Consider the following 25,084-nt stretch of genomic DNA (forward strand, 5'->3'; position numbering starts at 1 on the left):
CGCCCGGTGCCACGCACTACTCGCCTTGCGCGGGCCTGGCCGGAGTCCGCACGAACACCCGCAACAACTCGTCGGTGTCGCCCGGGCGCGCGCCTGACCAGAACAGCCGCCAATCGCCTGCCGGCGCACGTGCATTGTCGCGGCGGCTCTGTTCAATCAGCCACGTGCATGCGGTCGTCGCGGTGTTCGCGGTCGGTTGATGCTCGATGCCGGTGTAGTAGTACAGCATCGGCGCTTCGGATTCGCCGAGCCCCGCGCTGGCCATGCAATCACCATCGTTCCATTCGATATTCATGCTGGCACCGAGATTTTCGAACACGGAGCGGTAACTCTTCGCATAGTCGAGCCACGGTAGCAGCAGCGTACTCACCAGTCCCCACGCGAGAATCGCGCCGGCGCACCAGCTCAGCGCGCCGCGCCATTTGCCGGTGTACTTGAAGACCGGCAGCAGCCACAGCCAGCCGAGCGTCATCAGCAGCGCGGCCGCGATCAGTCCGGGCTTGACCGGCAACACCCAGTCGAGCGGCAACCAGCGGCCGAGCAGGTGCAGCGACGCGTGTGTGTTGGCTGGACCGCTCATGATCGACCAGATGATCCACGCGAGCGCGGCCGTGCTGCCGAACAGCACGCGGCTCGCTATATCCCAGCTTGCGTGCAGACGCCGCGGCAGCGTTTCGATGCCTTGCATCGCCACCAATGCGAGCGGGGCGATGAACGGCAGAATGTACAGTTCGCGCACCGTTGCCGACGTTTGCAGTACGGCGAAACCGGTGCCCGCGAAAATCACCGGCATAGCCACGCGCGGGTCGCGCCAGAGGCGCCACCCGCCGCCGGCGAGCGCGGCTAACGCTAGCGGCACCACCGGAAAGCCGACGCTCAGCACGGTGCGCAGCACGAACAGACGGCTTTCGTTTTCAGAGCCGAGTTCTGGCACCGAAAAGCCGAGGAAGCGGCCGATGTTGTTGTCCCACAGCCAGACTTTGAAGAGCGCTTCGGAGCGCAGATAGAAGCAGATCGGCCAGATCAGCGCGAAGGGCGCGCAGACCAGCGCCGCGATGCCGAGCGCCGCTGCAAAGCTACGAGTACGGCAGGCGGGATACAGCACCAGCACTGCGACGGTGGTCGCGCCGAACACGAGCGGCACGAACAGGCCCTTGGCCAGCAACGACACGCCGACGCCCGCGCCGAACATCGCCGCGCCGCTCAGAATCGCGTGGCGCCGATGGCGTGCATCGACCGGCAGCGTGCGCGCTTGGTCGCGCAGGTGCACCAGCACCAGTTCGAACAGTCCGCAGAAACCGAGCGCGGCGCCGGCCATCAGCGCGACGTCGGTCATCATGTCGTGCACGTGCTTGATGACGACGAGCGTGCTCGCGAACAACGCCAGCGTGCCGATCACGCGGATATCGAACCAGCTCGACGCGGCCACCGCGCGGCGGGCGACGCGTGCCGTGTAGTAGACGGTCAGGCCGGCGAAGAGCGCGCTCGCGAGGCGTGCAGCGTCATGCAGAGGCAGATAGCGGCCGAACATCCAGGCGAAGCCGGCGGCGACCCAATCGTAGATCGGTGGCTTTTCCACAAAGGGCTGGCCGGCGTTGGTCGGCACGACCAGATCGCCGGTATCGAGCATGTGCTGGATGATGCCGAACGTATAGGTCTCGTCCTGCTTCCACGGCTCATGGCCCAAGGTGCCGGGCAGGAGCCACGCGCACAGGACGGCCAGCGCGACCAGCCACATCAGTGGACGGGCAGCCGTGAGCGCGCGCAAGCGCCGGGCGCCACGCGTAGCGGGAGCGGTGGGCTCCGAGGAACCGGCAGGGGCGGCAGGCCTTGCGGGCGCCGAGGCTTCGGCTGCGGCAGTGTGGCCGTCTGGCAAGGCGGCGCCCGATTCGGCAACGTGTGCCGAGCCGGGGCGCGTGTCCGGCGCACTGTCGGCAGGGCCGGCCGGCGCTGGCGTCGCAACCGCGACGTTCCCCGTGCGCCAGGGCGCGGATGGGTTTTCGTACATGAGAATCTCTGGTCGCCCTACGGGGGCGACTTAGGCAGCGGGCTTATGTTCTGACTGTGCGTCGCATGCGGTTGCATGCGAACGTTGCGATTGTAGTCCCAGTCTATTACGGTCGATTACAGAAAAAGCGGGGAATATTGCGGTCAGCCGAACGGAATGCGCCGATTCTTCTTCAAATCGACGGGAATGGGGCATCGGGTGTCGGGAAAGGAGAAGGCGGCCGCCTGAAACCGCCGGCCGCGGGAAAAGAAGAGGGGTATTCAGCGTCCGCCCGTGACGTCGAGCAGCGCGCCCGTCACGTACGAGGCGGCGTCGCTTAACAACCAGACGATCGACTCGGCGACCTCGTTGGCGCTGCCGGGGCGGCCCAGCGGCGTGGTCGCGCCGAGTTGGGCGGCGCGCTCAGGCTTGCCGCCGCTGGCGTGGATTTCGGTATCGATCAGGCCGGGACGCACCGCGTTCACGCGCACGCCCTGCGGGCCGAGTTCCTTGGCGAGGCCGATCGTCATGGTGTCGACGGCGCCTTTCGAGCCGGCATAGTCGACGTATTCGTTCGGCGAACCCAAGCGCGCAGCCGCCGACGAGATGTTCACGATCACGCCCCCCGCACCGCCACGGGTTGTCGACATGCGGCGCGCGGCTTCGCGTGCGCACAGGTACGCGCCGAGCACATTCACGTCGAACATGCGCTTCAGACGCGCAAGGTCCATATCTGCAAGCTGGCTCGACGGCGCGACGATCCCGGCATTGTTGACGAGCGCATCGAGCCGGCCGAACTTCTGCTGGAGCGCGTCGAACATCGCGATCACGTCGGCTTCGCTGGCGACGTCGCCGGCAATCGGCAACGCGTGGCCACCAGCGCGTTCCACTTCAGCGACAGTTTCCTGCGCGGCCGCGCGGTTTTGCGCATAGTTCACGCCGACCGACCAGCCGCGTGCACCCAGCAAACGCGCGGTTGCGCGGCCAATGCCGCGGCTGCCACCGGTGATCAGAACGGCTTTCGTCATCGCAACCTCATCGTTCGGGTGGGGGCAGCAGGAGCGTGCGGCCGGTGTTTGTTCAGAGGGTCGAAGAAACGCAGCAGGCGGCGCTCAAACGGCGTCGCGGTTGATGACCCATTTGTCGTTGGCAGGCGGCTTATAGCGTTGCAGCTTGTCGATCAGCGCGACCGGATCGGGATCCCTTTGCAGGATGTCGAAGTAGGTCTGCCGCATGAAGCCTTCGTCTACCGTGTGCTTGAGCAGCGCGATCAGCGGATCGTAGAAGCCGTCGATATTCAGCAGTGCCACCGGCTTCTGGTGATAGCCGAGTTGCGCCCACGTATAGACCTCGAACAGCTCTTCGAGCGTGCCCGCACCGCCTGGCATCGCGACGAACGCGTCGGACAGGTCGGCCATCATTTTCTTGCGATGATGCATGTCGGGCACCACATGCAACTCGGTCAAGCCGTTATGGCCGACTTCCTTGTTGACCAGCAACTCGGGAATCACGCCGATTGCGCGGCCGCCTTCGGCCATCACCGTATCGGCGATCACGCCCATCAGGCCAACCTTGCCGCCGCCATAGACCAGCGCGAGATCGGCCTGCACCAGCGCGCGGCCGAAGGCGCGCGCGGCTTCAGCGTACAACGGTCTGACTCCGTCGGAGGAGCCGCAATACACACACACCGACTTCATTCTCAAACGTCCTTCGGTTCGTTACGGGGCGCGGCGCCCTCCTTCGGCGGCAGGTAGTCGTAGAACTCGCGCTTGGGCAGCTTGCCTGAGACGAGGTCGTCGAAAATCTGCCGAGAGCGGCCGCGCAGATAAGGCGCCATCAGCGACACGATCTGCACGCTCACCTGATGCAGTTCAGCGCGAATGGTTTCCTGCTCGTTGTACTTGCGTGGGTTCATCACGAACTGATAGGACAGCCAGTACGTCGCGATCACGCCGATGTTGGTCGCGATCACCTGCAGTTCTTCGGGCGTGGCGACCATTTCGCCGTCCGCCACGAGTTGCTCGCAGAACTGGCTCGCAAAGCGCACCTTATGGCTGATGATCTGCTTGAAGTGCGTTTCGAGCGTGCGGTTGCGCGCCAGCAGATCGTTCAGATCGCGATACAGGAAACGATAGCGCCACGTGAAATCGACCATGTACTGCAGGTACGACCACATCTCGTCGATCGTTGCACGGTGATCGTCGGGAAAGCGCAGACGCTTTTCGATCTCCTGCTCGAACTGGCTGAAGATGCTGTTGATGATGTCGTCTTTGTTGCGGAAGTGGTAGTACAGGTTGCCTGGACTGATTTCCATTTCCTCGGCGATCGTCGTCGTCGTGACGTTCGGCTCGCCGATCTCGTTGAACAGCTTCAACGACAGTTCGAGGATCCGTTCGCGGGTGCGGCGGGGAGGTTTGGCTTCCATGTAGTCCGGCCCTGGTTACGCCGGGCTGAGCGCGTGGCGGCATGCCGCTCTCGCGCGATCCACCCGGACGCGGTTGGTATATGTGAGACTATCGGTCGATTATAAACCGACCGTTCTTATACCAAGGGGATACTCAGGGTTTTCATTTTTCAGGGCGCGAAGGGGCGCGCTGCGTGGTCTTCATAGCCACGCTTTGACCCAACGCACGACGAGCGGCCCGACGATCAGCCCCCACGTCATCAGACACATGCCGAGTGCGACCATCACCGCCGCGCTGCCGAGATCCTTGGCACGGCGCGACAACTCGTGGCGTTCGAGCGAAATCCGGTCGATGGCCGCTTCGACGCTCGAATTCAGCAATTCGACGATCAGCACCAGCAGTACCGAGCCGAGCAGCAACACGCGCGACACGGGATCGACCGGCACCAGCACGCCGCACGGAATCAGGATCGCGGCGAGCGTGAGCTCTTGGCGAAACGCGCTTTCCTCGCGGATCGCCACGCGAAACCCGGCGAGCGAATTTTTCATCGCGTGCCACGCACGGGTCAGGCCGCGATTGCCCTTGTACGGATTGAAGGGGAGCGGTGCGAACGGATCGTCGGGGCTGAGCGGTTCGTTGTGCGGGTCGCTCCCGGGCCTTTCGGGGCTTTCGAGGCTCGCGCCGTTCATGCCGTGAAAACCATTCGCGTGATCGACATGATTCGGCGTGCCGTGCTCGCTCACGTCGTCGAACGGCTCGATGGCGTCGGTGTCGTCATCGACAGCGCGCAACGCGCCGTTCGACGCGCGTGCCGCGGTGGAGTGTCGGGTTCGCATGAGCGGCTCGGCGCGTCGCATCACGCGGCGGCGCTTTCCTCGCTGTACGAGGTGCGCGGCAGCGGCTTCAGATGTGCCGCGAACTGCTCGGACGCCGCTGCCCACGAGAAGCGTTCGGCCCACGCGCGTGCATGGCTGCGTTCGATCTTCAGCGCTTCGAGGCAGGCCTCACGCAAGTCTTCGTGCATGGCGCCCGCGCCGCCGTCGCCCAGCACGTCGATCGGGCCGGTCACCGGATACGCCGCGACCGGCGTACCACAGGCCAGCGCTTCGAGCAGCACGAGCCCGAAGGTATCGGTGCGGCTCGGGAACACGAATACGTCGGCGGCGGCATAGACCTTGGCCAGTTCGGCTTGCGTCAGCACGCCCAGGTAGTTCGCTTGCGGATAGCGCGACTTCAGCTCGGCCAGCGCCGGACCTTCGCCCGCGACCCACTTCGAGCCGGGCAGATCGAGTTTGAGAAACGCCTCGACGTTCTTCTCGACCGCCACACGTCCCACGTACAGAAAGATCGGTCGCGCGGTGTTGAGAACCTTCGAGTCCATCTGGTGAAAGATCTCGAGATCGACGCCGCGGGTCCACAGCACCACGTTGGTGAAGCCGAACTTTTCGAGGTCAGCCTTGACCACCGGTGTGGGCGCCATCACCGCCAGCGACGCCTTGTGGAACCAGTGCAGAAACTTGTAGGTCACCGCTAGCGGAATGCCGAAACGCGCCTGTACATACTCTGGAAAGCGCGTGTGATAGGCGGTCGTGAACGGCAGCTTGTGCTGGATCGCATAGGCGCGCGCGGCCATGCCGAGCGGGCCTTCGGTGGCGATGTGCAGCGCGTCGGGCGCGAAGTCGTCAATGCGCTCGCGCAGCTTGCGGCGCGGCATCAGCGACAGGCGAATCTCAGGATAGGTCGGGCACGGAATCGTCTTGAACTCGAGCGGCGTCAGCAAGTCGACGTGGTGGCCGAGTGCGGTGAGCTCGCGCGTGGTGTTTTTCAGCGTGCGCACGACGCCATTGACCTGCGGTTCCCATGCGTCGGTGACGATCATGATCTTCATCGGTTTCGGCCCAATAGAAGTGGAGAGGGACTACGCGGTCGCCCGGGCCTTTTGCACGCCGACTTCCGGGGCGCGCATCACAGTCCAGTAGATCACCTTGAGTTCGCCTTCATACGTCTCGACGAGTGCCGACAGGCTTTCGACCCAATCGCCGTCGTTGCAATACAGCACGCCATCGATGTCGCGGATTTCTGCTTTGTGAATGTGCCCGCAGACCACGCCGTCGCAACCGCGGCGGCGTGCTTCGTCAGTCATCACGCGCTCGAACGACGAGATGAAATTCACCGCGTTCTTCACCTGGTGCTTCAGGTATTGCGACAGCGACCAGTAGGGGAAGCCAAGGCGGCTGCGGATCCGGTTGAACCAGCGGTTCAGGATCAGGATCATCGTGTAGAGCGTGTCGCCGAGATAGGCGAGCCACTTCGCGTGCTGGATCACGCCGTCGAACAGATCGCCGTGCACGATCCATAGGCGCTTGCCGGCGAGCGTCGTGTGAAACGCTTCGCCGCGCACGTGGATGTCGCCAAACGCGAGGTCGCAGAATTGACGCGCGGCTTCGTCGTGATTGCCCGGCACGTAGATGACCTGGGTGCCCTTGCGCGCTTTGCGCAGCACCTTCTGCACGACGTCGTTGTGCGCCTGCGGCCAGTACCAGCCTTTTTTCAACTGCCAGCCGTCGATGATGTCGCCCACGAGGTACAGGTATTCCGACTCGTTGTGCCTCAGAAAGTCGAGCAGATACGGTGCCTGACAACCGCTCGAGCCGAGGTGGATGTCGGACAGCCAGATGGTGCGATAGCGATGCGGTTCGGCGTGTTCGTCGTCGTGATGGCCGGCGTGCGCGTCGAGCGGCAGCGACGGCACGGGCAACGGCAAGCCGTGGCTAAGGTTGGGTTCCGGGTGGAACGCGACAGGGTCGACGCTCGGGCCGGTCTGGCGGAACAGGGAAGTCGCGGACGTTTTGGGGTCCATGGCTCACGCGTCGAGTTGCGGTGCCCGTATTGCGCCAGCCGCGCGTGACCCTGCCGTGACAGTCACAAGAAATTCTTATTACTGTGTCGGGAGAGGGCGACGGCGGTAGGGGAACGGCGGGGTGCGAAAAGGGCTGGGACGAGAGCTGTGACAAGAGCAACCGCTGTAAAGCGACCGCGAACCGCGGACGCGGCGGCGTGAATTGCAGGACGGCCAGTTTGCTCAGCCCGCGACGCTGATTACGCGTGTACCGGCGAGGCGGTCATGCAGGAATTGACGCTGCGAGTCGAAGCGGCCGGTGGCGGCCCACAGCACGAACCAGATCGCCGCGATCACCAGCGTCTGCGGCACGACGAGGTCCAGCAGCGGATGCAGCACGAGCGGCGGCAAAAACCACAGCCACGCGAATACGTAACGAACGATCGCGCGGCCCGTGGACAGCGGCGCGCCGTTGGCGGCGACGACGCGCAGGCGCCAGGTTTTCATCGGCAGTGTCTGGCCGCTGTGGGTCCAGAACCAGACGAAATACAGACCGACCACGAGGCCGATCCACGCTGCGAGCAGGTTGTGATGGGTCAGACCGTTGCGCTGCTGCGTCAAGGTGCTGAACAGATAACCCGCGATAAACACGACACCGAACAGGATCACGGCTTCGTAGAGCAGCGCGGCGAGGCGCCGGCGAACGGTGGGCGCGGTGCCGGATGCGTCGGCGGGCAGTGTCGAGGTGGCGAGCGGCTGGGACACAGTCGGGCGCCGATCAGGAGCCGTTGAAGATCGACGGCGCCTCGGCCGGCGAAACCGGCACCGGCGTGGCGGGCACGAAGCTGCCCGCAGCCGGAATCGCCGGCGTGACGGCCGTGCTCGGCAATGGAGCGGCCGCCGCGGCACTCGCCGCTGCGGCACCGCTCGCGCCGTGCTCCCGGGCATTGACCAGACGGTCCAAGCCCTTGATCTCGGTTTTGCCGGACGGCGGCGCGCTCACAACGCTCGGCCGCCGCTTACGCTCGCTCGCGGCGAGTCGCTCCTTCTGCTCTTCCGGCAATTGCTGATAAGCCTTCCATGCATTCTGGCGGGTTTCGCGCGGCAACTCTTTCGATACCTGGTAGTTTTCGCGTGCAACGCGCCGCTGATCGGGGGTCATACGAACCCATTCAGTCATTCGATCATGCAGGCGTTTTTGCGCATCAGGCGATAACTTCGGGTAACGCGATGCAATCTTGATCCATTTTCGCTTGCGCTCGTCGCTGAAGGAATCCCATAAGCTGGCGAACGGCGCGAGTGCAATGTGCTCGGCCGGGCTCAAGCGCGACCATGCCATCGGGCTGTTGCTGCCGGGCAGGCTCGGCAGGTCGACGGCGAGGGTGGGCACGGGCGCTTTGGCGGTCGCGTTGCCGCCTGCGGCAGGTGCGCTGGCGGTCGACGGGCTCGGATAAAAGCGCGGATACGTCGCGGCAAACGACACCAGGGCCGCGATCGCGCATCCGAAAACAACGGCCAAGCCGCGCTTGTAACTCACCCGAAGAATCTCCCGCTCAGTGGGCGCGTGATAGGTACGCGTTGAAGCCGTGGTCGAGATAGGCATTGAGCGGCAGGTCGTCGCTTAGCATGGCTGCATCGATATCGGCGAGTTCGGCGGTGCGTTGTTGATCTTCCCAATAGGCGATGCCCACGAGGCTGACGACTAGCGCGACGAGCGGCCAGGCAAGCGCAAAGCGGCGCAGCGGCGAACGGCGGCGCTGCGGCATGTCGATTTGCGGCATACCGGCCGGCATGCCGGCACCGGCGAAGGCGGGCACGAACACCGGCGCGCTCACGGTTTCGGGCTTCTTGCGAGCAAGCGCGGCGCGGCGCGCCACGGCGAGCCGGTCGACGGTGGCGGGTGGAATACTGGCGGCGTTTTCGTCGAGCGCGCGGCGCACCTGGCGGGCGAACTCGAGTTCTTTGGTTTCTAGGGAGCTCATAGCGTGATTCCTTTAGCCTTGAGCGCTTGCGCCAGCGTGTGCGTGGCCCGCGAGCAATGCGTTTTCACGCTACCCTCGGAGCAGCCCATCGCGGCGGCAGTCTCGGCGACATCCATATCTTCCCAATAACGCATGAGAAACGCCTCCCGTTGACGTGCCGGTAACTTTTGGATCTCGTCGTCGATTAACTGTAAGACTTGTTCGCGTTCGAGTTTCTGTTCGTTGCTCTCGGAGCCCGCCGAGCCTTGCTGCGCCTCGAATGTTTCGAGTGGGTCGAATTCGTCGTCGTCGGCGTTGCCGAGCGAAGAAAACAGACTAACCCAAGTATTGCGCACTTTGGCACGACGGAAATAGTCGTGCATCGCATTCTGGAGAATACGCTGAAATAGGAGCGGAAGTTCGGCCGGAGGACGGTCACCGTATTTTTCGGCGAGCTTGATCATCGCGTCCTGCACGATATCGAGCGAGGCGTCGTCGTCCCGCACGGCGTAGACCGTCTGCTTGAATGCGCGCCTTTCGACGCCCGCCAGAAAATCGGCGAGTTCCTTGTCTGATGCCATCCGTTTGGGGGTCGGCGCAGCGTGCGTGCGCGTAATCGGTCGAAAAATGTCGTAAAACTCGCGGATGCTAACAAACTTTCGCGCCGCTGGGGCGAAACGTGATGCACCTTGCGTTCTAATAACTCGCTTTCGGTCGTTTTTGGTCTGTGCGCGAGATTGCGGGGCAGGGCGCCAGGGCAATATTTACTTGACCGCGCGGACATCTGCGGATATCGTCGCTGGTTCGCAACATAAGTGACTTGTCTCAATTGAGGTGTGGCCCAAGAAGCTCACCTGTCAACTGGACGCGCCGCTTGAACCCGAGCCACAAGCCCGGCAGAGAGCACCCGATCAATTTTTTGCCGAAAATTCGAAAGGTGAATAATGAATATGCCCAGCGCGGAATTCTCCACGTCGGATACGACTTCCCCTCCTGAAGCTGACTCTATCGGCGCGACCGTGCTCATGAAGGCACTGGCCGACGAAGACGTCGAGTTTGTGTGGGGCTATCCCGGCGGCTCGGTACTTTACATTTACGACGAGCTGTACAAGCAGGACAAATTCCAGCACGTCCTCGTGCGCCACGAACAAGCCGCAGTCCACGCCGCCGACGCCTATGCGCGTTCCACCGGCAAAGTGGGTGTGTGCCTCGTGACTTCCGGCCCCGGCGTCACCAATGCGGTGACCGGCATCGCCACCGCCTACATGGATTCGATTCCAATGGTGGTGATCAGCGGCCAGGTGCCTACCGCCGCGATCGGCCAGGATGCGTTCCAGGAGTGCGATACAGTCGGCATCACGCGTCCCTGCGTGAAGCACAACTTCCTCGTGAAGGACGTGCGCGACCTCGCCGCTACCGTCAAGAAAGCTTTCTATATCGCCCGTACCGGCCGTCCAGGCCCGGTGCTGATCGACATTCCGAAAGACGTGTCGAAGACGCCGTGCCAGTACGAACCGCTCAAGACCGTTTCGCTGCGCTCGTACAACCCTGTCACGAAAGGTCACTCCGGCCAGATCCGCAAGGCGGTTGCCTTGCTGCTGTCGGCCAAGCGCCCGTACATCTATACCGGCGGCGGCATCATCCTCGCGGATGCATCGCGTGAGCTGAATCAGTTCGCCGATCTGCTCGGCTACCCGGTCACCAATACGCTGATGGGTCTGGGCGGGTACCGCGCGAGCGACAAGAAATTCCTCGGCATGCTCGGCATGCACGGTACGTACGAAGCCAACATGGCGATGCAGCACTGCGACGTGCTGATCGCGATCGGCGCGCGCTTCGACGACCGCGTGATCGGCGACCCGGCGCACTTCGCGTCGCGCCCGCGCAAGATCATCCATATCGACATCGATCCTTCCTCCATCTCCAAGCGCGTCAAGGTCGACATTCCGATCGTCGGCGACGTGAAGGAAGTGCTGAAGGAGCTGATCGAGCAGCTGCAAACGGCCGAGCATGGTCCGGACACCGCGGCACTTGCCGACTGGTGGAAGGACATCGAAACCTGGCGCGCCAAAGATTGCCTGAAGTTCGACCGCAAGAGCGACATCATCAAGCCGCAGTACGTGGTGGAAAAGGCGTGGGAACTGACCGACGGCAATGCCTTCGTGTGTTCCGACGTCGGCCAGCACCAGATGTGGGCGGCGCAGTTCTACAAGTTCAACAAGCCGCGCCGCTGGATCAACTCCGGTGGCCTCGGCACGATGGGCTTCGGCCTGCCGGCGGCGATGGGCGTGAAGATGGCGCACCCGGACGACGACGTGCTCTGTATCACGGGTGAAGGCTCGATCCAGATGTGCATCCAGGAGCTCTCGACCTGCAAGCAGTACGAGACGCCGATCAAGATCATTTCGCTGAACAACCGCTATCTGGGCATGGTGCGCCAGTGGCAGCAGATCGAATACAGCAAGCGCTATTCGCATTCGTACATGGATGCGTTGCCAGACTTCGTGAAGCTCGCTGAAGCGTACGGTCACGTCGGCATGCGTATCGAACGCACGGCCGATGTAGAGCCGGCGCTGAAGGAAGCGCTGCGCCTGAAAGATCGCACGGTGTTTCTCGATTTCCAGACCGATCCGACCGAAAACGTCTGGCCGATGGTTCAGGCCGGCAAGGGCATCACTGAGATGCTCATGGGTTCGGAAGATCTATAACGACGGTTTCTGCGTTGGCTTCGTCATGCGCGCCTCCACAAAGGGCGAAAGCGGACGAAGTGGCGCGAACCCGCTCGCATACATCGACAAAACATCTGGAAGAAGCGAAACATGAGACACATCATTTCAGTCCTGCTGGAAAACGAACCGGGCGCGTTGTCACGCGTGGTCGGTCTCTTCTCGGCACGCGGCTATAACATTGAAACCTTGACGGTGGCTCCGACCGAAGACCGTTCGCTGTCGCGCATGACCATCGTCTCCATTGGCTCGGACGACGTGATCGAACAGATCACGAAGCATCTGAACCGCCTGATCGAGGTGGTGAAAGTGGTCGACCTTACCGAGGGCGCCCACATCGAGCGCGAGCTGATGTTGATCAAGGTAAGGGCGGTCGGCAAGGAACGTGAGGAGATGAAACGGATGTCGGATATTTTCCGCGGCCGCATCATCGACGTCACCGAAAAGACCTACACGATCGAACTGACGGGCGCGAGCGACAAGCTCGATGCCTTCATCGAAGGGATCGACGCGACTGCGATTCTCGAAACCGTCCGTACGGGCAGTTCGGGCATTGGCCGCGGCGAGCGCATTCTGAAGGTTTGACGCGCGCGCTGAGTTGCGGTTCGAAGTTGCGTTCTAAGTTGCGTTATTAACCGTCTCGATCGAAGCCGGGCAGTGCCTTCAAGAACCCGGCCAAGCAACACAACATTCGCAGTATTTGTATTTCACTGAATCATCGAATTTAGCCAAGGAACCGACATGAAAGTTTTCTACGACAAGGACGCCGACCTCTCCCTCATCAAGGGCAAGCAAGTCACCATCATCGGCTATGGCTCGCAAGGCCATGCTCACGCACTGAACCTGAGCGAAAGCGGCGTGAAGGTCACGGTCGGTCTGCGCAAGGGCGGCGCATCGTGGAGCAAGGCTGAGAACGCCGGCCTGCAAGTCAAGGAAGTGGCGGAAGCCGTCAAGGGCGCAGACGTCGTCATGATGCTGCTGCCGGACGAGCAGATCGCTGAAGTTTACGCAAAGGAAGTGCACGCCAACATCAAGCAAGGCGCGGCGCTGGCCTTCGCGCACGGCTTCAACGTGCACTACGGCCAGGTGATTCCGCGTGCCGACCTCGACGTCATCATGATCGCGCCGAAGGCCCCGGGCCACACGGTTCGCGGTACGTACTCGCAAGGTGGCGGCGTGCCCCACCTGATCGCTGTTGCGCAAGACAAGTCGGGCGCAGCACGTGACATCGCTTTGTCGTACGCTGCGGCGAACGGCGGCGGCCGTGCCGGCATCATCGAAACGAACTTCCGCGAAGAAACGGAAACCGACCTGTTCGGCGAACAAGCCGTGCTGTGCGGCGGTACGGTCGACCTGATCAAGGCCGGCTTCGAAACGCTGGTGGAAGCGGGCTACGCGCCGGAAATGGCGTACTTCGAGTGCCTGCACGAACTGAAGCTGATCGTCGACCTGATCTACGAAGGCGGCATCGCGAACATGAACTACTCGATCTCGAACAACGCCGAATATGGCGAGTACGTGACGGGTCCGCGTATCGTGACGGCTGAAACGAAGAAGGCGATGAAGGCCGTGCTGACGGACATTCAGACCGGCGAGTACGCAAAGAGCTTCATCATCGAAAACAAGGCTGGCGCACCGACGCTGCAATCGCGCCGCCGTCTGACGGCCGAGCACCAGATCGAAACGGTGGGTGCCAAGCTGCGTTCGATGATGCCGTGGATCGCTGCGAACAAGTTGGTCGATCAGTCGAAGAACTAAGAAGCCAGCTTCACCGCATCTGACCGGCGCGGCGCATCGCCGCTGCCGCCGGTAATGCAAAAAGCCGTCCAAGGGTGCTGAACCCTGGGCGGCTTTTGCTATCCTACGGTTTTACAAAAATACTGAAGCCATCCATGAATTACCCTCATCCGATCATCGCGCGAGAAGGCTGGCCGTTCATCGCCATCGCAGCCGTCGTAGCACTACTGGTTCAATTCTTCGCGGGGTTCGGCTTTGCATGGCTGTTCTGGCTGATCCTGGCGTTCGTGGTGCAGTTCTTCCGCGATCCGGCACGCCCGATTCCGACTCAGGCCAACGCCGTACTGTGCCCGGCCGACGGCCGTATCGTCGCAGTCGAGACAGCGCATGATCCGTATGCCAACCGTGAAGCGCTGAAGATCAGCGTGTTCATGAACGTTTTCAATGTCCACTCGCAACGCTCGCCGGTGGATGGCGCAATCTCCAAGGTCGAATATTTTCCGGGCGCGTATCTGAATGCCGCGGTGGATAAGGCTTCGCTCGAAAACGAGCGCAACGCGGTGGTGATCGAAATGGCTGGCGGCCAGACGGTGACCTCGGTGCAGATCGCCGGTCTGATTGCGCGGCGTATTCTTTGCTACGTACGGTCAGGTGAGCCGCTCACGCGTGGTCAACGTTATGGATTTATCCGGTTTGGCTCGCGCGTCGACGTGTATCTGCCGGTTGGCAGCCGTCCGCGTGTGTCGATCGGCGAGAAGGTTTCCGCGTCGTCCACGATCCTCGCTGAACTATAAAGCGGCACCAAGGAGGTTTTCCGAATGGCCGCATTCAAACCGCGTCGACCCCGCAACAGTGGACCGCTACCGCGTCCGTTCCGCCGTAACAAGCCGATCGTGGCGGAGTCGCCGGCAGTCGATAGCCGGCGCGCTCAGCGTCAGCAGTTCCTGAGGAAGCGCGGCATTTACCTGCTGCCGAACGCGTTTACGACCGCCGCGCTCTTTTGCGGCTTCTTCGCCGTGGTGCAGGCGATGAACGTGCGCTTCGAAATCGCGGCGATCGCGATTTTCGTGGCGATGGTGCTGGACGGCATGGACGGGCGGGTCGCTCGCATGACGCATACGCAAAGCGCGTTCGGCGAACAGTTCGACAGCCTCTCGGACATGGTGTCGTTCGGTGTGGCGCCGGCGCTCGTGATGTACGAGTGGATCCTGAAGGATCTCGGCCGCTGGGGCTGGCTCGCGGCGTTCGTCTACTGTTCGGGGGCGGCGTTGCGTCTCGCGCGCTTCAACACGAACATCGGCGTGGTCGATAAGCGCTTCTTCCAGGGCATGCCGAGCCCGGCGGCCGCGGCGCTGATCGCCGGTTTCGTGTGGCTCGCCACCGATAACCGCGTGCCGCTCAAGCTGGTGTGGCTGCCGTGGGTCGCCTTCGTGCTGACCATCTACGCCGGTGTGACGATGGTGTCGAACGCGCCGTTTTACAGCGGCAAGGCGCTCGACGTGCGGCACCGCGTACCGTTCGGCGTGATTCTGCTGGTGGTGGTGGCGTTCGTGCTGGTGTCGTCCGATCCGCCGCTGATGCTGTTCGGCCTGTTCGTGCTGTACGGTCTGTCGGGCTATGTGTTCTGGGCCTATCAGGCGGTGCGGGGCAGGGCGAATCCGGCTCGGTCCGTGCAGCGGGATCGATAAGCGCATCCGCACATTCGTGTGTCGGCGAGATGAAAAAACGGCGGCCTTCGGGCTGCCGTTTTGCTTGATGCGAGCGGTGTCCGAGGCCGCCCGGAGGCAGGTGTGACGCCAATTGCACGGCGCTGGGAATGCCGCTATAGTCGTTGGATGAATGCGTTCACGCTCTCCCACAATTATCAGCAAGCGTATCAACGAGCCGGTGCGCCGCTGGGCGTGCTAGCGCTAGCGCGTCTATCGCGCTGATCGCTTCGTTTTCCGCCTTCCGTCTGCCTCGTCTATGGTTTAGCGTCGCCAGCGGTGGCGCAAACACCCGAATTCCAATATCCGATCCCCGCAATTGAACGACTCCCCAGGAGACCCGACATGGCCGACAAACTGATCATATTCGACACCACGTTGCGTGACGGCGAGCAATCGCCCGGCGCGTCGATGACGAAAGAAGAAAAAATCCGTATCGCGAAGCAACTCGAACGGATGAAGGTGGACGTGATCGAAGCGGGCTTCGCCGCCAGCTCGAATGGCGACTTCGATTCGATTCACACGATTGCGGGCCTGATCAAGGACAGCACGATCTGCTCGCTGGCCCGTGCGAACGACAAAGACATTCAACGCGCTGCTGACGCACTCAAGCCGGCCGATCATTTCCGCATCCACACGTTCATCGCAACGTCGCCGCTGCATATGGAAAAGAAGCTGCGCATGACGCCGGATCAGGTGTTCGAACAGGCGAAGCTGGCGGTGCGTTTCGCCCGCAAGTTCACGGACGACGTCGAGTTTTCGCCGGAAGACGGCAGCCGCTCGGACATGGATTTTCTGTGCCGTGTGCTGGAAGCGGTGATTGCCGAAGGCGCGACTACCATCAACATCGCGGATACGGTCGGCTACGGCGTGCCGGAGTTGTACGGCCAGCTCGTGAAGACGCTGCGTGAGCGTATTCCGAACTCGCATAAGGCTGTGTTTTCGGTGCATTGCCATAACGATCTCGGCATGGCGGTGGCGAACTCGCTGGCCGGTGTGAAGATCGGCGGCGCGCGTCAGGTCGAGTGCACGATCAACGGCCTCGGTGAGCGCGCGGGTAATACGTCGCTCGAAGAAATCGTGATGGCCGTGAAGACCCGCAAGGATTATTTCGGCCTCGATATCGGTCTCGATACGACGCAGATCGTGCCGGCTTCGAAACTGGTGTCGCAGATCACCGGTTTCGTCGTGCAGCCGAACAAGGCCGTAGTCGGCGCGAACGCGTTTGCGCACGCATCCGGCATTCACCAGGACGGCGTGCTGAAAGCGCGCGACACGTACGAAATCATGCGTGCCGAAGATGTGGGCTGGAGCGCGAACAAGATCGTGCTTGGCAAGTTGTCGGGCCGGAATGCGTTCAAGCAGCGTCTGCAGGAACTGGGTATCGCGCTCGATAGCGAAGGCGAGTTGAATACCGCGTTCGCACGCTTCAAGGAATTGGCGGACCGCAAGTCGGAAATTTTCGACGAAGACATCATCGCGATCGTCACTGAGGAATCGGCCGAAGCGCAGGAGAAGGAGCACTACAAGTTCCTGTCGCTGTCGCAGCATTCGGAAACCGGCGAGCAGCCGCACGCGAAGATCGTGTTCTCGGTCGAAGGCAAGGAAGTGACCGGGGAAGCACGCGGCAACGGTCCGGTGGATGCCACGCTCAATGCGATTGAAACGGAAGTGGGAAGCGGGTCGGAACTGCTGCTGTATTCGGTGAACGCCATCACAACCGGTACGCAGGCGCAGGGCGAAGTGACCGTGCGGCTGTCGAAGAGCGGGCGCATCGTTAACGGCGTGGGCACCGATCCGGATATTGTCGCGGCTTCCGCGAAGGCGTATATCTCGGCGCTCAACAAACTGTATTCGAACTTCGATAAGTTGAATCCGCAACGCTCGGAGTGATGGGGGAGCAGGGCGCGCTGGCTGCGCGCTCGCTGAACCAGATTGACAAGAAGCCCCGTGCCCTGAAAAGCACGGGGTTTCCTGCTTTTGCGGTGTGCGTTTTACGCGCTGCGAGCGCTCAGAACAGGTTGCGGCGATTCGGATCGTGCATCGGATCAGGCGTTTTCTGCGTGAGCCGCACAATACCCTGATCGTCGAAATAAAAGCTGTACATCATGTACCAGACGTTGTCTTCCAGATAGCGATACGTCCAGACCTCGCGCTTCATCAATGGGAAGTACGACGTTTCGACTGGGCGGCCGAAGTTCACCAGCACGTCGCTCTTGGTCCATTTGCCGATTTCCGCCCGGTAGAACTCGTTAGGCTGAAGCACCTGGCGCACGGTGACGATCTTGCCGGATGCGTCGATGTCGGCAGCGGTAGTGGTTTCACCCATTGGCTGGGTCGGCCACATCAGCCGCTTGCCACCGTTGGGCAGGTCGTAGCTTTCACGCGGTGCACCGAGGCGGGCGACGATGGTCGATTCGTCCGCGCCTTGGCTGTATTGCTGCCAGGGCTGCACGCAGCCGGCGAGCGTGACCGTGAGCGTGAGCGCGCCCAGGCAGGCGAGCGCGGCGCGGCGCAGGCGTGCTGCGGGCGGCGCTTCGATCGAGGCCGCCGTGGATGGGTGGCGGTTGAACATGAATTCCTCCGATGGCATTTGACTCGCGGTTTTTATCATCGAGACGCATTATTTTGACACGGGCGGCAGCAAAAGATTTGCGCCTCGTGCGAGGCGTCCCTGGATGCACAGTAACGAATTCGCCGGCTTGCTTATTCCGTCTGGAACGCCCTATGATCCGCGCTTCGACGAATCAAGCGGGGCAATGACGATGGCGAAATGGCAACGGGCGGCAGCAGCGGCAGTCGTCGCGCTGGCGGCGATTTCGATGGCCGCGGCGCCTCACGCCGCGGGAGATACGGCGTCTGATGCAGCCAGCAAGCCGGTAAATCAGCCCACGGGTGCGCCGATCCAGCTTGCGCTGATCGAAGGCATGTCCGGCCCATTCGCCAACGCGGGCGCGGCGGTGGAGCGCAATCTGCGCTTCGGCGTCGAACAGGTGAATGCGCAAGGCGGCGTGAAGCTCGCCGGCGGCGCGCATCCGCTCGAACTGGTCGTGCTCGACAGCAAGGGCAGTGCGGAAGAGGCGTTGGTGCAACTGCGCGCCGCCGCGGACCGGCACATCGGTTACATCATGCAGGGCAACAGTTCGGCAGTGGCGGCCGCGCTGATCGGCGCGATCGATAAACAGAACAGCCGCGAGCCGGGCAACCGCGAACTGTTCCTCAATTATTCCGCCGACGATCCCGCCCTGACCAATGCCAATTGCAGTTTCTGGCACTTCCGCTTCGACGCGCACGCGGGCATGCGCATGGATGCGCTGGTTGACGTGGTCCAGCGTGACAAGGCGGTGAAGAAGGTCTATCTGCTGAACCAGGACTATAGTTTCGGCCATGATGTCAGCAGTCTCGCGCGCTCGACGCTGGCCGCGAAGCGGCCGGATATCGCGGTCGTGGGTGACGAATTTCATCCGATCGGCCGCGTGAAGGACTTCGCACCGTACATCGCGAAGATCCGCGCGAGCGGCGCGGACGCGGTTATCACCGGCAACTGGGGCAACGATCTGACGCTGCTCGTGAAAGCGGCGAGGGAGCAGGGGCTGGACACCCGGTTCTACACGTTCTACGGCAATAGTCTTGGCGCGCCGGCCGCGTTGGGCGACGCCGGCGTCAAGCACGTGATCGCGGTGGCCGACTGGCACCCGAACGCCGGCGGCGCGGCCTCCGACGCTTGGTACGCCGCATTTCGCGCCCGTTTCCCGGCTGCCCAGGATGACTACCCGGTGCTGCGCATGCCGTTGATGATCGAAACCCTCGCCGCGGCGATGAACCGCGCTGGCAGCGCCGACCCGACGGCTGTCGCCCGGGCCCTGGAGGGGATCAAGTTCGACAACGGCTTTCACGCCTCGTGGATGCGGGCCGATGACCATCAGATGATCCAGCCCCTTTACGTGATGGAGATGGACAAGGCCGGCACGCCGGGAGTCAAGTTCGACAATGAAGGTTCAGGCTACGGTTTCCGCACGGTGCTGGCGTTGCCGCCCGAGCGCACTGTGCCGCCGACGGTGTGCAGGATGAAACGGCCGTAAAGCGGGCCCCGAGCCGACCTACGCCGCCCACGACCCCGCCCGGCACAGCAGGGTTCGCGGCCGGATTGGGCTGTGCTACAATACGCGTCCCGTTGTGAGGCATGCATGGCTGTAATGCGATTGAATGCGCTTGCACACACGGGTAACCCACGGCACGGCCTTTCTTCCGTGACCGCCTGTCTAGTTCTCAAGGAAATCGACATGTCCGCAGTTGAAACAAGCAAGAAGTCCGAAGTCGTTGCGCAATTCGCACGCGCAGCTAACGACACCGGCTCCCCCGAAGTTCAGGTCGCGCTGCTCACGACCCGCATCAACGAACTGACCGTTCACTTCAAGGCCCACACGAAGGACCACCACAGCCGCCGCGGTCTGCTGCGCATGGTGAGCCGCCGTCGTAAGTTGCTCGACTACCTGAAGGGTAAGGACGCGGATCGTTACCGCGCACTGATCGAGAAGCTGGGTCTGCGTAAGTAATCGGCCAGTCGTTCAGCAAGATGCCTGTGTCAGTTCCACTGATACAGGCATTTTGTTTTTGCACGGTGCGCTTCATGTGATGTGCACCGCCTGTTGTCCGCAGTAGCGTGCTGATTCATGCGGCGGTCAGCGGGAACAAGCAGTACAGGCAGTAGAGATAAAGCAGTTAGAAGAGAGAAACACGGCCGGGCTTCAGGGGCGGAGCTTTGTGTCATTCCAGCGGTTCGCGCGCGTACATAACGTAGGGCGTGGTTCTCTGGAATGGCATAACACTACTCTTCCCATGTGGCGCCGGTCCTGGCGTTGCCGCGCCGCTTCTGGTCCGCGCGGCATAACGATGAGGAAAAGCAATGACTATGTTCAATAAGATCGTCAAAGAATTTCAGTGGGGACAACATAAGGTTCGCCTCGAAACGGGCGAAATCGCTCGTCAGGCGGGCGGCGCGGTGATCGTCGACGTCGAAGACACCGTTGTGCTGGCTACAGTGGTCGGCGCCAAGACGGCCAAGCCGGGTCAGGATTTCTTCCCGCTGACCGTCGATTACCTCGAAAAGACCTATGCCGCCGGCAAGATCCCGGGTGGCTTCTTCCGCCGCGAAGGCCGTCCGTCGGAAGGCGAAACGCTGATTTCGCGCCTGATCGATCGCCCGCTGCGCCCGCTGTTCCCGGAAGGCTTCTACAACGAAGTTCAGGTCGTGATCCACGTCCTGTCGCTGAACCCGGAAATCCCCGCTGACATCCCCGCGCTGATCGGCGCGTCGGCGGCGCTCGCCGTCTCCGGCCTGCCGTTCAACGGCCCGGTCGGCGCAGCACGCGTGGCCTACATCAACAACGAATACGTGTTGAACCCGACGCGTCCGCAAATGAAGGAATCGGCACTCGACTTGATCGTCGCCGGTACGGAACGCGCGGTGCTGATGGTGGAATCGGAAGCGCAGCAGCTGAGCGAAGAAGTGATGCTCGGCGGCGTGGTGTTCGGTCACGAGCAAATGCAGATCGCGATCGACGCGATCCATGAACTCGTGCGCGAAGGCGGCAAGCCGGAATGGGATTGGAAGCCGGCCGCCAAGAATGAGCCGCTGATTGCCCGCGTGTCGGAACTGGCGCAAGCCGATCTGCTCGCCGCTTATCAGATTCGCGACAAGCAAGCTCGTTCGGCCAAGCTGAAGGAAGTCTACGCAGCGACGTCGGCCAAGCTGGAAGAAGAGGCAGCGGCTGCCGGCACGGTTGCAGCTGACAAGGCTAGCGTCGGCAATGTGCTGTTCGACATTGAAGCGAAGATCGTCCGTACGCAGATCCTGAACGGCGAGCCGCGTATCGACGGCCGCGACACGCGCACCGTGCGCCCGATCGAAATCCGTACCGGCGTGCTGCCGCGTACGCATGGCTCAGCCTTGTTCACGCGTGGCGAAACGCAAGCAATGGTGGTCGCAACGCTGGGCACCAAGGGCGACGAGCAGAACATCGACGCGCTCGAAGGCGAGTACCGCGAACGCTTCATGCTCCACTACAACATGCCTCCGTTTGCGACCGGCGAAACGGGCCGCGTCGGTTCGCCGAAGCGCCGTGAAATCGGTCACGGCCGTCTGGCCAAGCGCGCGCTGGCTGCGTGCCTGCCGAGCGCCGACGAATTCGGCTACTCGATCCGCGTCGTTTCGGAAATCACCGAATCGAACGGTTCGTCGTCGATGGCTTCGGTGTGCGGCGGCTGCCTCGCACTGATGGACGCTGGCGTGCCGATGAAGGCGCACGTCGCCGGCATCGCCATGGGCCTGATCCTCGAAGGCAACAAGTTTGCCGTGCTGACCGACATTCTCGGCGACGAAGATCATCTCGGCGACATGGACTTCAAGGTGGCGGGTACCGAGCAAGGCGTGACTGCGCTGCAGATGGACATCAAGATCCAGGGCATCACCAAGGAAATCATGCAGGTCGCCCTCGCGCAAGCGAAGGAAGGCCGTATGCACATCCTCGGCAAGATGACCTCGGCTGTGTCGGGCGCGAACACGCAATTGTCGGAGTTCGCACCGCGCATGATCACCATCAAGATCAATCCGGAAAAGATCCGCGACGTGATCGGCAAGGGTGGTTCGGTGATCCGCGCGCTGACCGAAGAAACCGGCACGACGATCGATATTTCGGACGACGGCGTCGTCACCATCGCCAGCACGAGCAGCGAAGGCATGGCCGAAGCGAAGAAGCGTATCGAGAACATCACGCTGGAAGTCGAAGTGGGTCAGGTGTACGAAGGCACCGTGCTCAAACTGCTCGATTTCGGCGCGATTGTGAACATTCTGCCGGGCAAGGACGGTCTGCTGCACATCTCCGAAATCGCCAACGAGCGTATCAAGGACATCAACGACTACCTGAAGGACGGCCAGCAAGTGAAGGTCAAGGTCATCCAGACGGACGAAAAGGGCCGCGTGCGTTTGTCGGCCAAGGCGTTGCTGAACGAGGCCTCGAACGGCGCGCCGCAAGGCGAACCGACGCCGCAGTAATGCGGTAGCAGGGCGACGGCCGGCAGCGCGAATGCGTGCCGGCCGTTTTTCATGAGGGGTGCAGGGTGGATTGCGTTGCAAACAGGCAGAAGACGGCACAAGCAGGTGCAAGCGAGTGCAAACCGGCACAAACGGGTACTCTGTGTGCATGAAGCGTTTCGTCGGAGTTCAGACGATTTTCGCCACTTCGTGCCAGCAGGCAACGCAATCCAATCTTGGAGTTGACGCAGATGAAAGCGATCGAAATCACCGAATTCGGCGCGCCGGAAGTCCTCAAGTTGGCGGAGCGGCCCATGCCGCAGCCGAAAGCGGGCGAGGTGCTGATCAAGGTGGCGGCATCAGGCATCAATCGCCCGGACGTGTTCCAGCGCAAAGGCGGTTACGCGCCGCCGCCGGGTGCTTCGGACCTGCCTGGACTGGAGGTGGCGGGTGAGATCGTCGGCGGCACCATCGACGAAAAGAGCAACCCCTTCGGTCTGAAAGTGGGTGACCGCGTGTGTGCATTGCTCGCAGGTGGTGGTTACGCGGAATATGCGACCGCGCCGCTGTTGCAGTGCCTGCCGGTGCCCGCTGGTTTGTCGGATGTCGAGGCGGCTTCGCTGCCGGAAACATTCTTCACGGTGTGGAGCAACGTGTTCGACCGTGCGCAACTCGGCAAGGGCGAAGGCGCGCCGAACGAGACGCTGCTGGTGCAGGGCGGTTCGAGCGGCATCGGTGTGACAGCGATCCAGATCGCGCATGCGTTGGGTTTTCGTGTGTTCGCCACGGCCGGATCGGATGAAAAGTGCCGCGCGTGCGAAGCGCTCGGCGCGGAGCGTGCGATCAACTACAAGACTGAGGATTTCGTCGAGGTCATCAAGTCGCTGACGAACGATCGCGGTGTCGACGTGATCCTCGACATGGTGGCGGGCAGCTACGTGCCCCGTGAGCTCACCGCGCTGGCCGACGGCGGCCGCATTGTGCTGATCGCCTTGCTGGGCGGCGCGAAAGCGGAGCTGAATCTGAATGAAGTGCTGCGCCGCCGTTTGACGGTGACGGGTTCGACGTTGCGTCCGCGCCCGATCGAGTTCAAGGCGAAGATCGCCGCGCAATTGAAAGAGCGCGTGTGGCCGCACCTCGAAGATGGCCGCATCAAGCCGGTCGTGCATCGTGTGTTTCCGGCCGCGCGGGCCGCTGAAGCGCACGCGCTGATGGAAAGCAGCACGCACGTCGGCAAGATCGTGCTGACTTGGGGTCAGGACGCTTGACACGGTCGGTTTGACAGGGTCAGTTTGACCCGATCCACCCCAGGCAGTAAAATTGCGCGTTTTGCGCACGCCGCATGAATCCGGAAGGCGGGCTGTGGGCGCAAACCAAGTCCGCCGCCAATTCAAGACGAGACGACGAGACGATGTCGAAACAACGAGCCAAGCTGGTAGTCGGTAACTGGAAGATGCACGGGCGCCTCGCCGAGAATGCGACGCTGTTGCAGGCGGTGGCGCAAGGTGCGGGCGAATTGCCGGCTGATGTGCGCGTCGGTGTCTGTGTGCCGTGTCCTTATCTCGCGCAGACTCAATCGTTGCTGGAAGGCAGCAAGGTCGTGTGGGGCGTGCAGGATGTCTCTGCATTCACGCATGGAGCCTATACCGGCGAAGTGGCAGCGCAGATGGTAGTGGATTTCGGCGCCACGCTCGCGATCGTTGGGCACTCGGAGCGCCGTGCTTACCATCGCGAAAGCGCAGAGTTGGTTGCGGTGAAGACGCAGCGTGCACTGGGAGCGGGTTTGACCCCGATCGTGTGTGTCGGCGAAACGCTCGAAGAGCGTGAAGCCGGTTCGACGGAGCAGGTGGTTGGCGCGCAACTGGATGAGGTGTTGGCGAAACTGTCGGTGGCGGATGCGGCACGCATCGTCGTCGCGTATGAGCCGGTCTGGGCGATCGGTACCGGCAAGAGCGCTACGTCGGATCAGGCGCAGGCAGTGCATGCTTTCCTGCGTTCGCGTCTGGCGGCAAAAGGCGCGGCGGTGGCGGATGTGCCGTTGTTGTATGGCGGCAGTGTGAAGCCGGAAAATGCGGAAGAATTGTTCCGCGAGCCGGATATCGACGGCGGCCTGATCGGCGGTGCGTCGTTGAAAGACCAGGATTTCCTGGCGATCTGCAAGGCAGCGGGCGCGACGAGCGTCGCCGGTTAAGCAGGGCGCCTTGGCGAGGATGACCCAATCCCGCGCGGCACACTTTGTGTGGCGCGGTTAAATAAAGACTCAGGTGAGTGTGATGCTGTATTTGAAAACATTGATTATCGTCGTTCAGCTGTTGTCGGCACTCGGGGTCATCGGCCTTGTCTTGCTGCAACACGGCAAAGGCGCCGATATGGGTGCTGCTTTCGGTAGCGGCGCATCGGGCAGCCTGTTCGGCGCGACCGGTTCGGCAAACTTTTTGTCGCGTACCACGGCCGTCCTCGCCGCCGTGTTTTTTGTAACGACTTTGACGCTCACGTACCTTGGCGCGTATCGTGCAAAACCGTCCGCAGGCTTGCTGGGCGCGGCTGTGACTGCGCCGGTCGTGGCTTCTGCTGCGTCCGCGCCGGCAGGCGGCTCGGCAGTATTGCCGGCGTCGGCCGCATCCGTCCCCGTTACAGACGTCCCGAAATAAATTTTCGTTCAAAGTGCTTTTGTGCGTTGAACAAACTGT

24 protein-coding genes are annotated in these 25,084 nt (G+C 62.3%); 12 read left to right on the forward strand and 12 right to left on the reverse strand.

Annotated elements, in window-relative coordinates; translation table 11 throughout:
* Positions 1–16 precede the first annotated feature (16 nt).
* From GNZ13_RS24020 to GNZ13_RS24070, 11 genes are all read right to left on the reverse strand, one after another.
* Positions 17–2,008, reverse strand: coding sequence for an ArnT family glycosyltransferase (locus GNZ13_RS24020; protein WP_172168758.1), 1,992 nt, complete (start codon positions 2,006–2,008; stop codon positions 17–19).
* Positions 2,009–2,268: 260 nt separating this feature from the next.
* The gene (locus GNZ13_RS24025) at positions 2,269–3,015 is read right to left on the reverse strand and encodes an SDR family oxidoreductase (protein ID WP_172168761.1); all 747 of its coding nucleotides are present in this window, start codon (positions 3,013–3,015) and stop codon (positions 2,269–2,271) included.
* A gap of 84 nt (positions 3,016–3,099) precedes the next feature.
* Positions 3,100–3,684: an LOG family protein gene (locus tag GNZ13_RS24030; protein ID WP_172168764.1), complete on the reverse strand. Its 585-nt coding sequence runs from the start codon at positions 3,682–3,684 to the stop codon at positions 3,100–3,102.
* 2 nt (positions 3,685–3,686) lie between these two features.
* Positions 3,687–4,412: a TetR/AcrR family transcriptional regulator gene (locus GNZ13_RS24035; protein WP_028196931.1), complete on the reverse strand. Its 726-nt coding sequence runs from the start codon at positions 4,410–4,412 to the stop codon at positions 3,687–3,689.
* A gap of 180 nt (positions 4,413–4,592) precedes the next feature.
* Entirely contained in the window at positions 4,593–5,228 is a 636-nt protein-coding gene (locus GNZ13_RS24040) for a diacylglycerol kinase (RefSeq protein ID WP_172168767.1), read from the reverse strand.
* A gap of 20 nt (positions 5,229–5,248) precedes the next feature.
* Positions 5,249–6,280: a glycosyltransferase family 4 protein gene (locus GNZ13_RS24045; protein WP_172168770.1), complete on the reverse strand. Its 1,032-nt coding sequence runs from the start codon at positions 6,278–6,280 to the stop codon at positions 5,249–5,251.
* A gap of 30 nt (positions 6,281–6,310) precedes the next feature.
* Positions 6,311–7,252, reverse strand: a complete 942-nt coding sequence (locus GNZ13_RS24050) for a UDP-2,3-diacylglucosamine diphosphatase (protein WP_172168773.1) — start codon at positions 7,250–7,252, stop codon at positions 6,311–6,313.
* Positions 7,253–7,474: 222 nt separating this feature from the next.
* Entirely contained in the window at positions 7,475–7,996 is a 522-nt protein-coding gene (locus GNZ13_RS24055; RefSeq protein ID WP_172168776.1) for an RDD family protein, read from the reverse strand.
* Between the two features lie 13 nt (positions 7,997–8,009).
* Positions 8,010–8,768 (reverse strand): DUF3106 domain-containing protein, encoded by a 759-nt coding sequence (locus GNZ13_RS24060; protein WP_172168779.1) that lies wholly within the window; start codon positions 8,766–8,768, stop codon positions 8,010–8,012.
* A gap of 16 nt (positions 8,769–8,784) precedes the next feature.
* A complete protein-coding gene (locus GNZ13_RS24065) occupies positions 8,785–9,213 on the reverse strand; it encodes a DUF3619 family protein (RefSeq protein WP_172168782.1) in 429 nt (142 codons plus the stop codon).
* Positions 9,210–9,773, reverse strand: a complete 564-nt coding sequence (locus GNZ13_RS24070) for an RNA polymerase sigma factor (RefSeq protein ID WP_063495282.1) — start codon at positions 9,771–9,773, stop codon at positions 9,210–9,212. The genes GNZ13_RS24065 and GNZ13_RS24070 overlap by 4 nt, the downstream gene beginning before the upstream one ends.
* 363 nt (positions 9,774–10,136) lie before the next feature.
* Here GNZ13_RS24070 and GNZ13_RS24075 point away from each other — a divergent pair, with 363 nt between their 5' ends.
* The 6 genes from GNZ13_RS24075 (at position 10,137) to GNZ13_RS24100 (ending at position 17,254) form a co-directional block, all read left to right on the forward strand.
* Positions 10,137–11,900, forward strand: coding sequence for an acetolactate synthase 3 catalytic subunit (locus tag GNZ13_RS24075; protein ID WP_172168785.1), 1,764 nt, complete (start codon positions 10,137–10,139; stop codon positions 11,898–11,900).
* A 111-nt stretch (positions 11,901–12,011) separates the two neighbouring features.
* The gene (gene ilvN / locus GNZ13_RS24080) at positions 12,012–12,503 is read left to right on the forward strand and encodes an acetolactate synthase small subunit (protein WP_011487482.1); all 492 of its coding nucleotides are present in this window, start codon (positions 12,012–12,014) and stop codon (positions 12,501–12,503) included.
* Positions 12,504–12,659: 156 nt separating this feature from the next.
* Positions 12,660–13,676: a ketol-acid reductoisomerase gene (gene ilvC, locus GNZ13_RS24085; protein WP_063495284.1), complete on the forward strand. Its 1,017-nt coding sequence runs from the start codon at positions 12,660–12,662 to the stop codon at positions 13,674–13,676.
* Between the two features lie 134 nt (positions 13,677–13,810).
* Positions 13,811–14,449, forward strand: coding sequence for a phosphatidylserine decarboxylase (locus GNZ13_RS24090; RefSeq protein WP_172168788.1), 639 nt, complete (start codon positions 13,811–13,813; stop codon positions 14,447–14,449).
* Positions 14,450–14,473: 24 nt separating this feature from the next.
* Positions 14,474–15,343 carry a CDP-diacylglycerol--serine O-phosphatidyltransferase gene (pssA, locus tag GNZ13_RS24095; RefSeq protein WP_172168791.1) on the forward strand — a complete coding sequence of 290 codons (870 nt, stop codon included), beginning with the start codon at positions 14,474–14,476 and terminating at the stop codon, positions 15,341–15,343.
* 363 nt (positions 15,344–15,706) lie between these two features.
* Complete coding sequence (locus GNZ13_RS24100) at positions 15,707–17,254, forward strand: 2-isopropylmalate synthase (protein WP_172168794.1); 1,548 nt, start codon at positions 15,707–15,709, stop codon at positions 17,252–17,254.
* A gap of 118 nt (positions 17,255–17,372) precedes the next feature.
* Here the strand turns inward: GNZ13_RS24100 and GNZ13_RS24105 are convergent, their stop codons facing one another.
* Complete coding sequence (locus tag GNZ13_RS24105) at positions 17,373–17,936, reverse strand: hypothetical protein (RefSeq protein WP_172168797.1); 564 nt, start codon at positions 17,934–17,936, stop codon at positions 17,373–17,375.
* Between the two features lie 184 nt (positions 17,937–18,120).
* On the opposite strand from GNZ13_RS24105, the gene GNZ13_RS24110 reads away from it, so the two are divergent.
* From GNZ13_RS24110 to secG, 6 genes are all read left to right on the forward strand, one after another.
* Positions 18,121–19,443 carry a branched-chain amino acid ABC transporter substrate-binding protein gene (locus GNZ13_RS24110; protein WP_172168870.1) on the forward strand — a complete coding sequence of 441 codons (1,323 nt, stop codon included), beginning with the start codon at positions 18,121–18,123 and terminating at the stop codon, positions 19,441–19,443.
* 201 nt (positions 19,444–19,644) lie between these two features.
* Positions 19,645–19,917, forward strand: a complete 273-nt coding sequence (gene rpsO / locus GNZ13_RS24115) for a 30S ribosomal protein S15 (protein WP_011487489.1) — start codon at positions 19,645–19,647, stop codon at positions 19,915–19,917.
* A gap of 350 nt (positions 19,918–20,267) precedes the next feature.
* Positions 20,268–22,415 (forward strand): polyribonucleotide nucleotidyltransferase, encoded by a 2,148-nt coding sequence (pnp, locus tag GNZ13_RS24120; RefSeq protein WP_172168800.1) that lies wholly within the window; start codon positions 20,268–20,270, stop codon positions 22,413–22,415.
* A 230-nt stretch (positions 22,416–22,645) separates the two neighbouring features.
* Complete coding sequence (locus tag GNZ13_RS24125; RefSeq protein ID WP_172168803.1) at positions 22,646–23,662, forward strand: NAD(P)H-quinone oxidoreductase; 1,017 nt, start codon at positions 22,646–22,648, stop codon at positions 23,660–23,662.
* Between the two features lie 143 nt (positions 23,663–23,805).
* Positions 23,806–24,585 (forward strand): triose-phosphate isomerase, encoded by a 780-nt coding sequence (gene tpiA, locus GNZ13_RS24130; RefSeq protein ID WP_172168806.1) that lies wholly within the window; start codon positions 23,806–23,808, stop codon positions 24,583–24,585.
* An 82-nt stretch (positions 24,586–24,667) separates the two neighbouring features.
* Entirely contained in the window at positions 24,668–25,045 is a 378-nt protein-coding gene (secG, locus tag GNZ13_RS24135; RefSeq protein WP_172168809.1) for a preprotein translocase subunit SecG, read from the forward strand.
* The last annotated feature ends 39 nt before the right edge of the window (positions 25,046–25,084 follow it).

The organism is Paraburkholderia elongata (assembly GCF_013177735.1).
GTDB classification, from domain to species: domain Bacteria; phylum Pseudomonadota; class Gammaproteobacteria; order Burkholderiales; family Burkholderiaceae; genus Paraburkholderia; species Paraburkholderia elongata.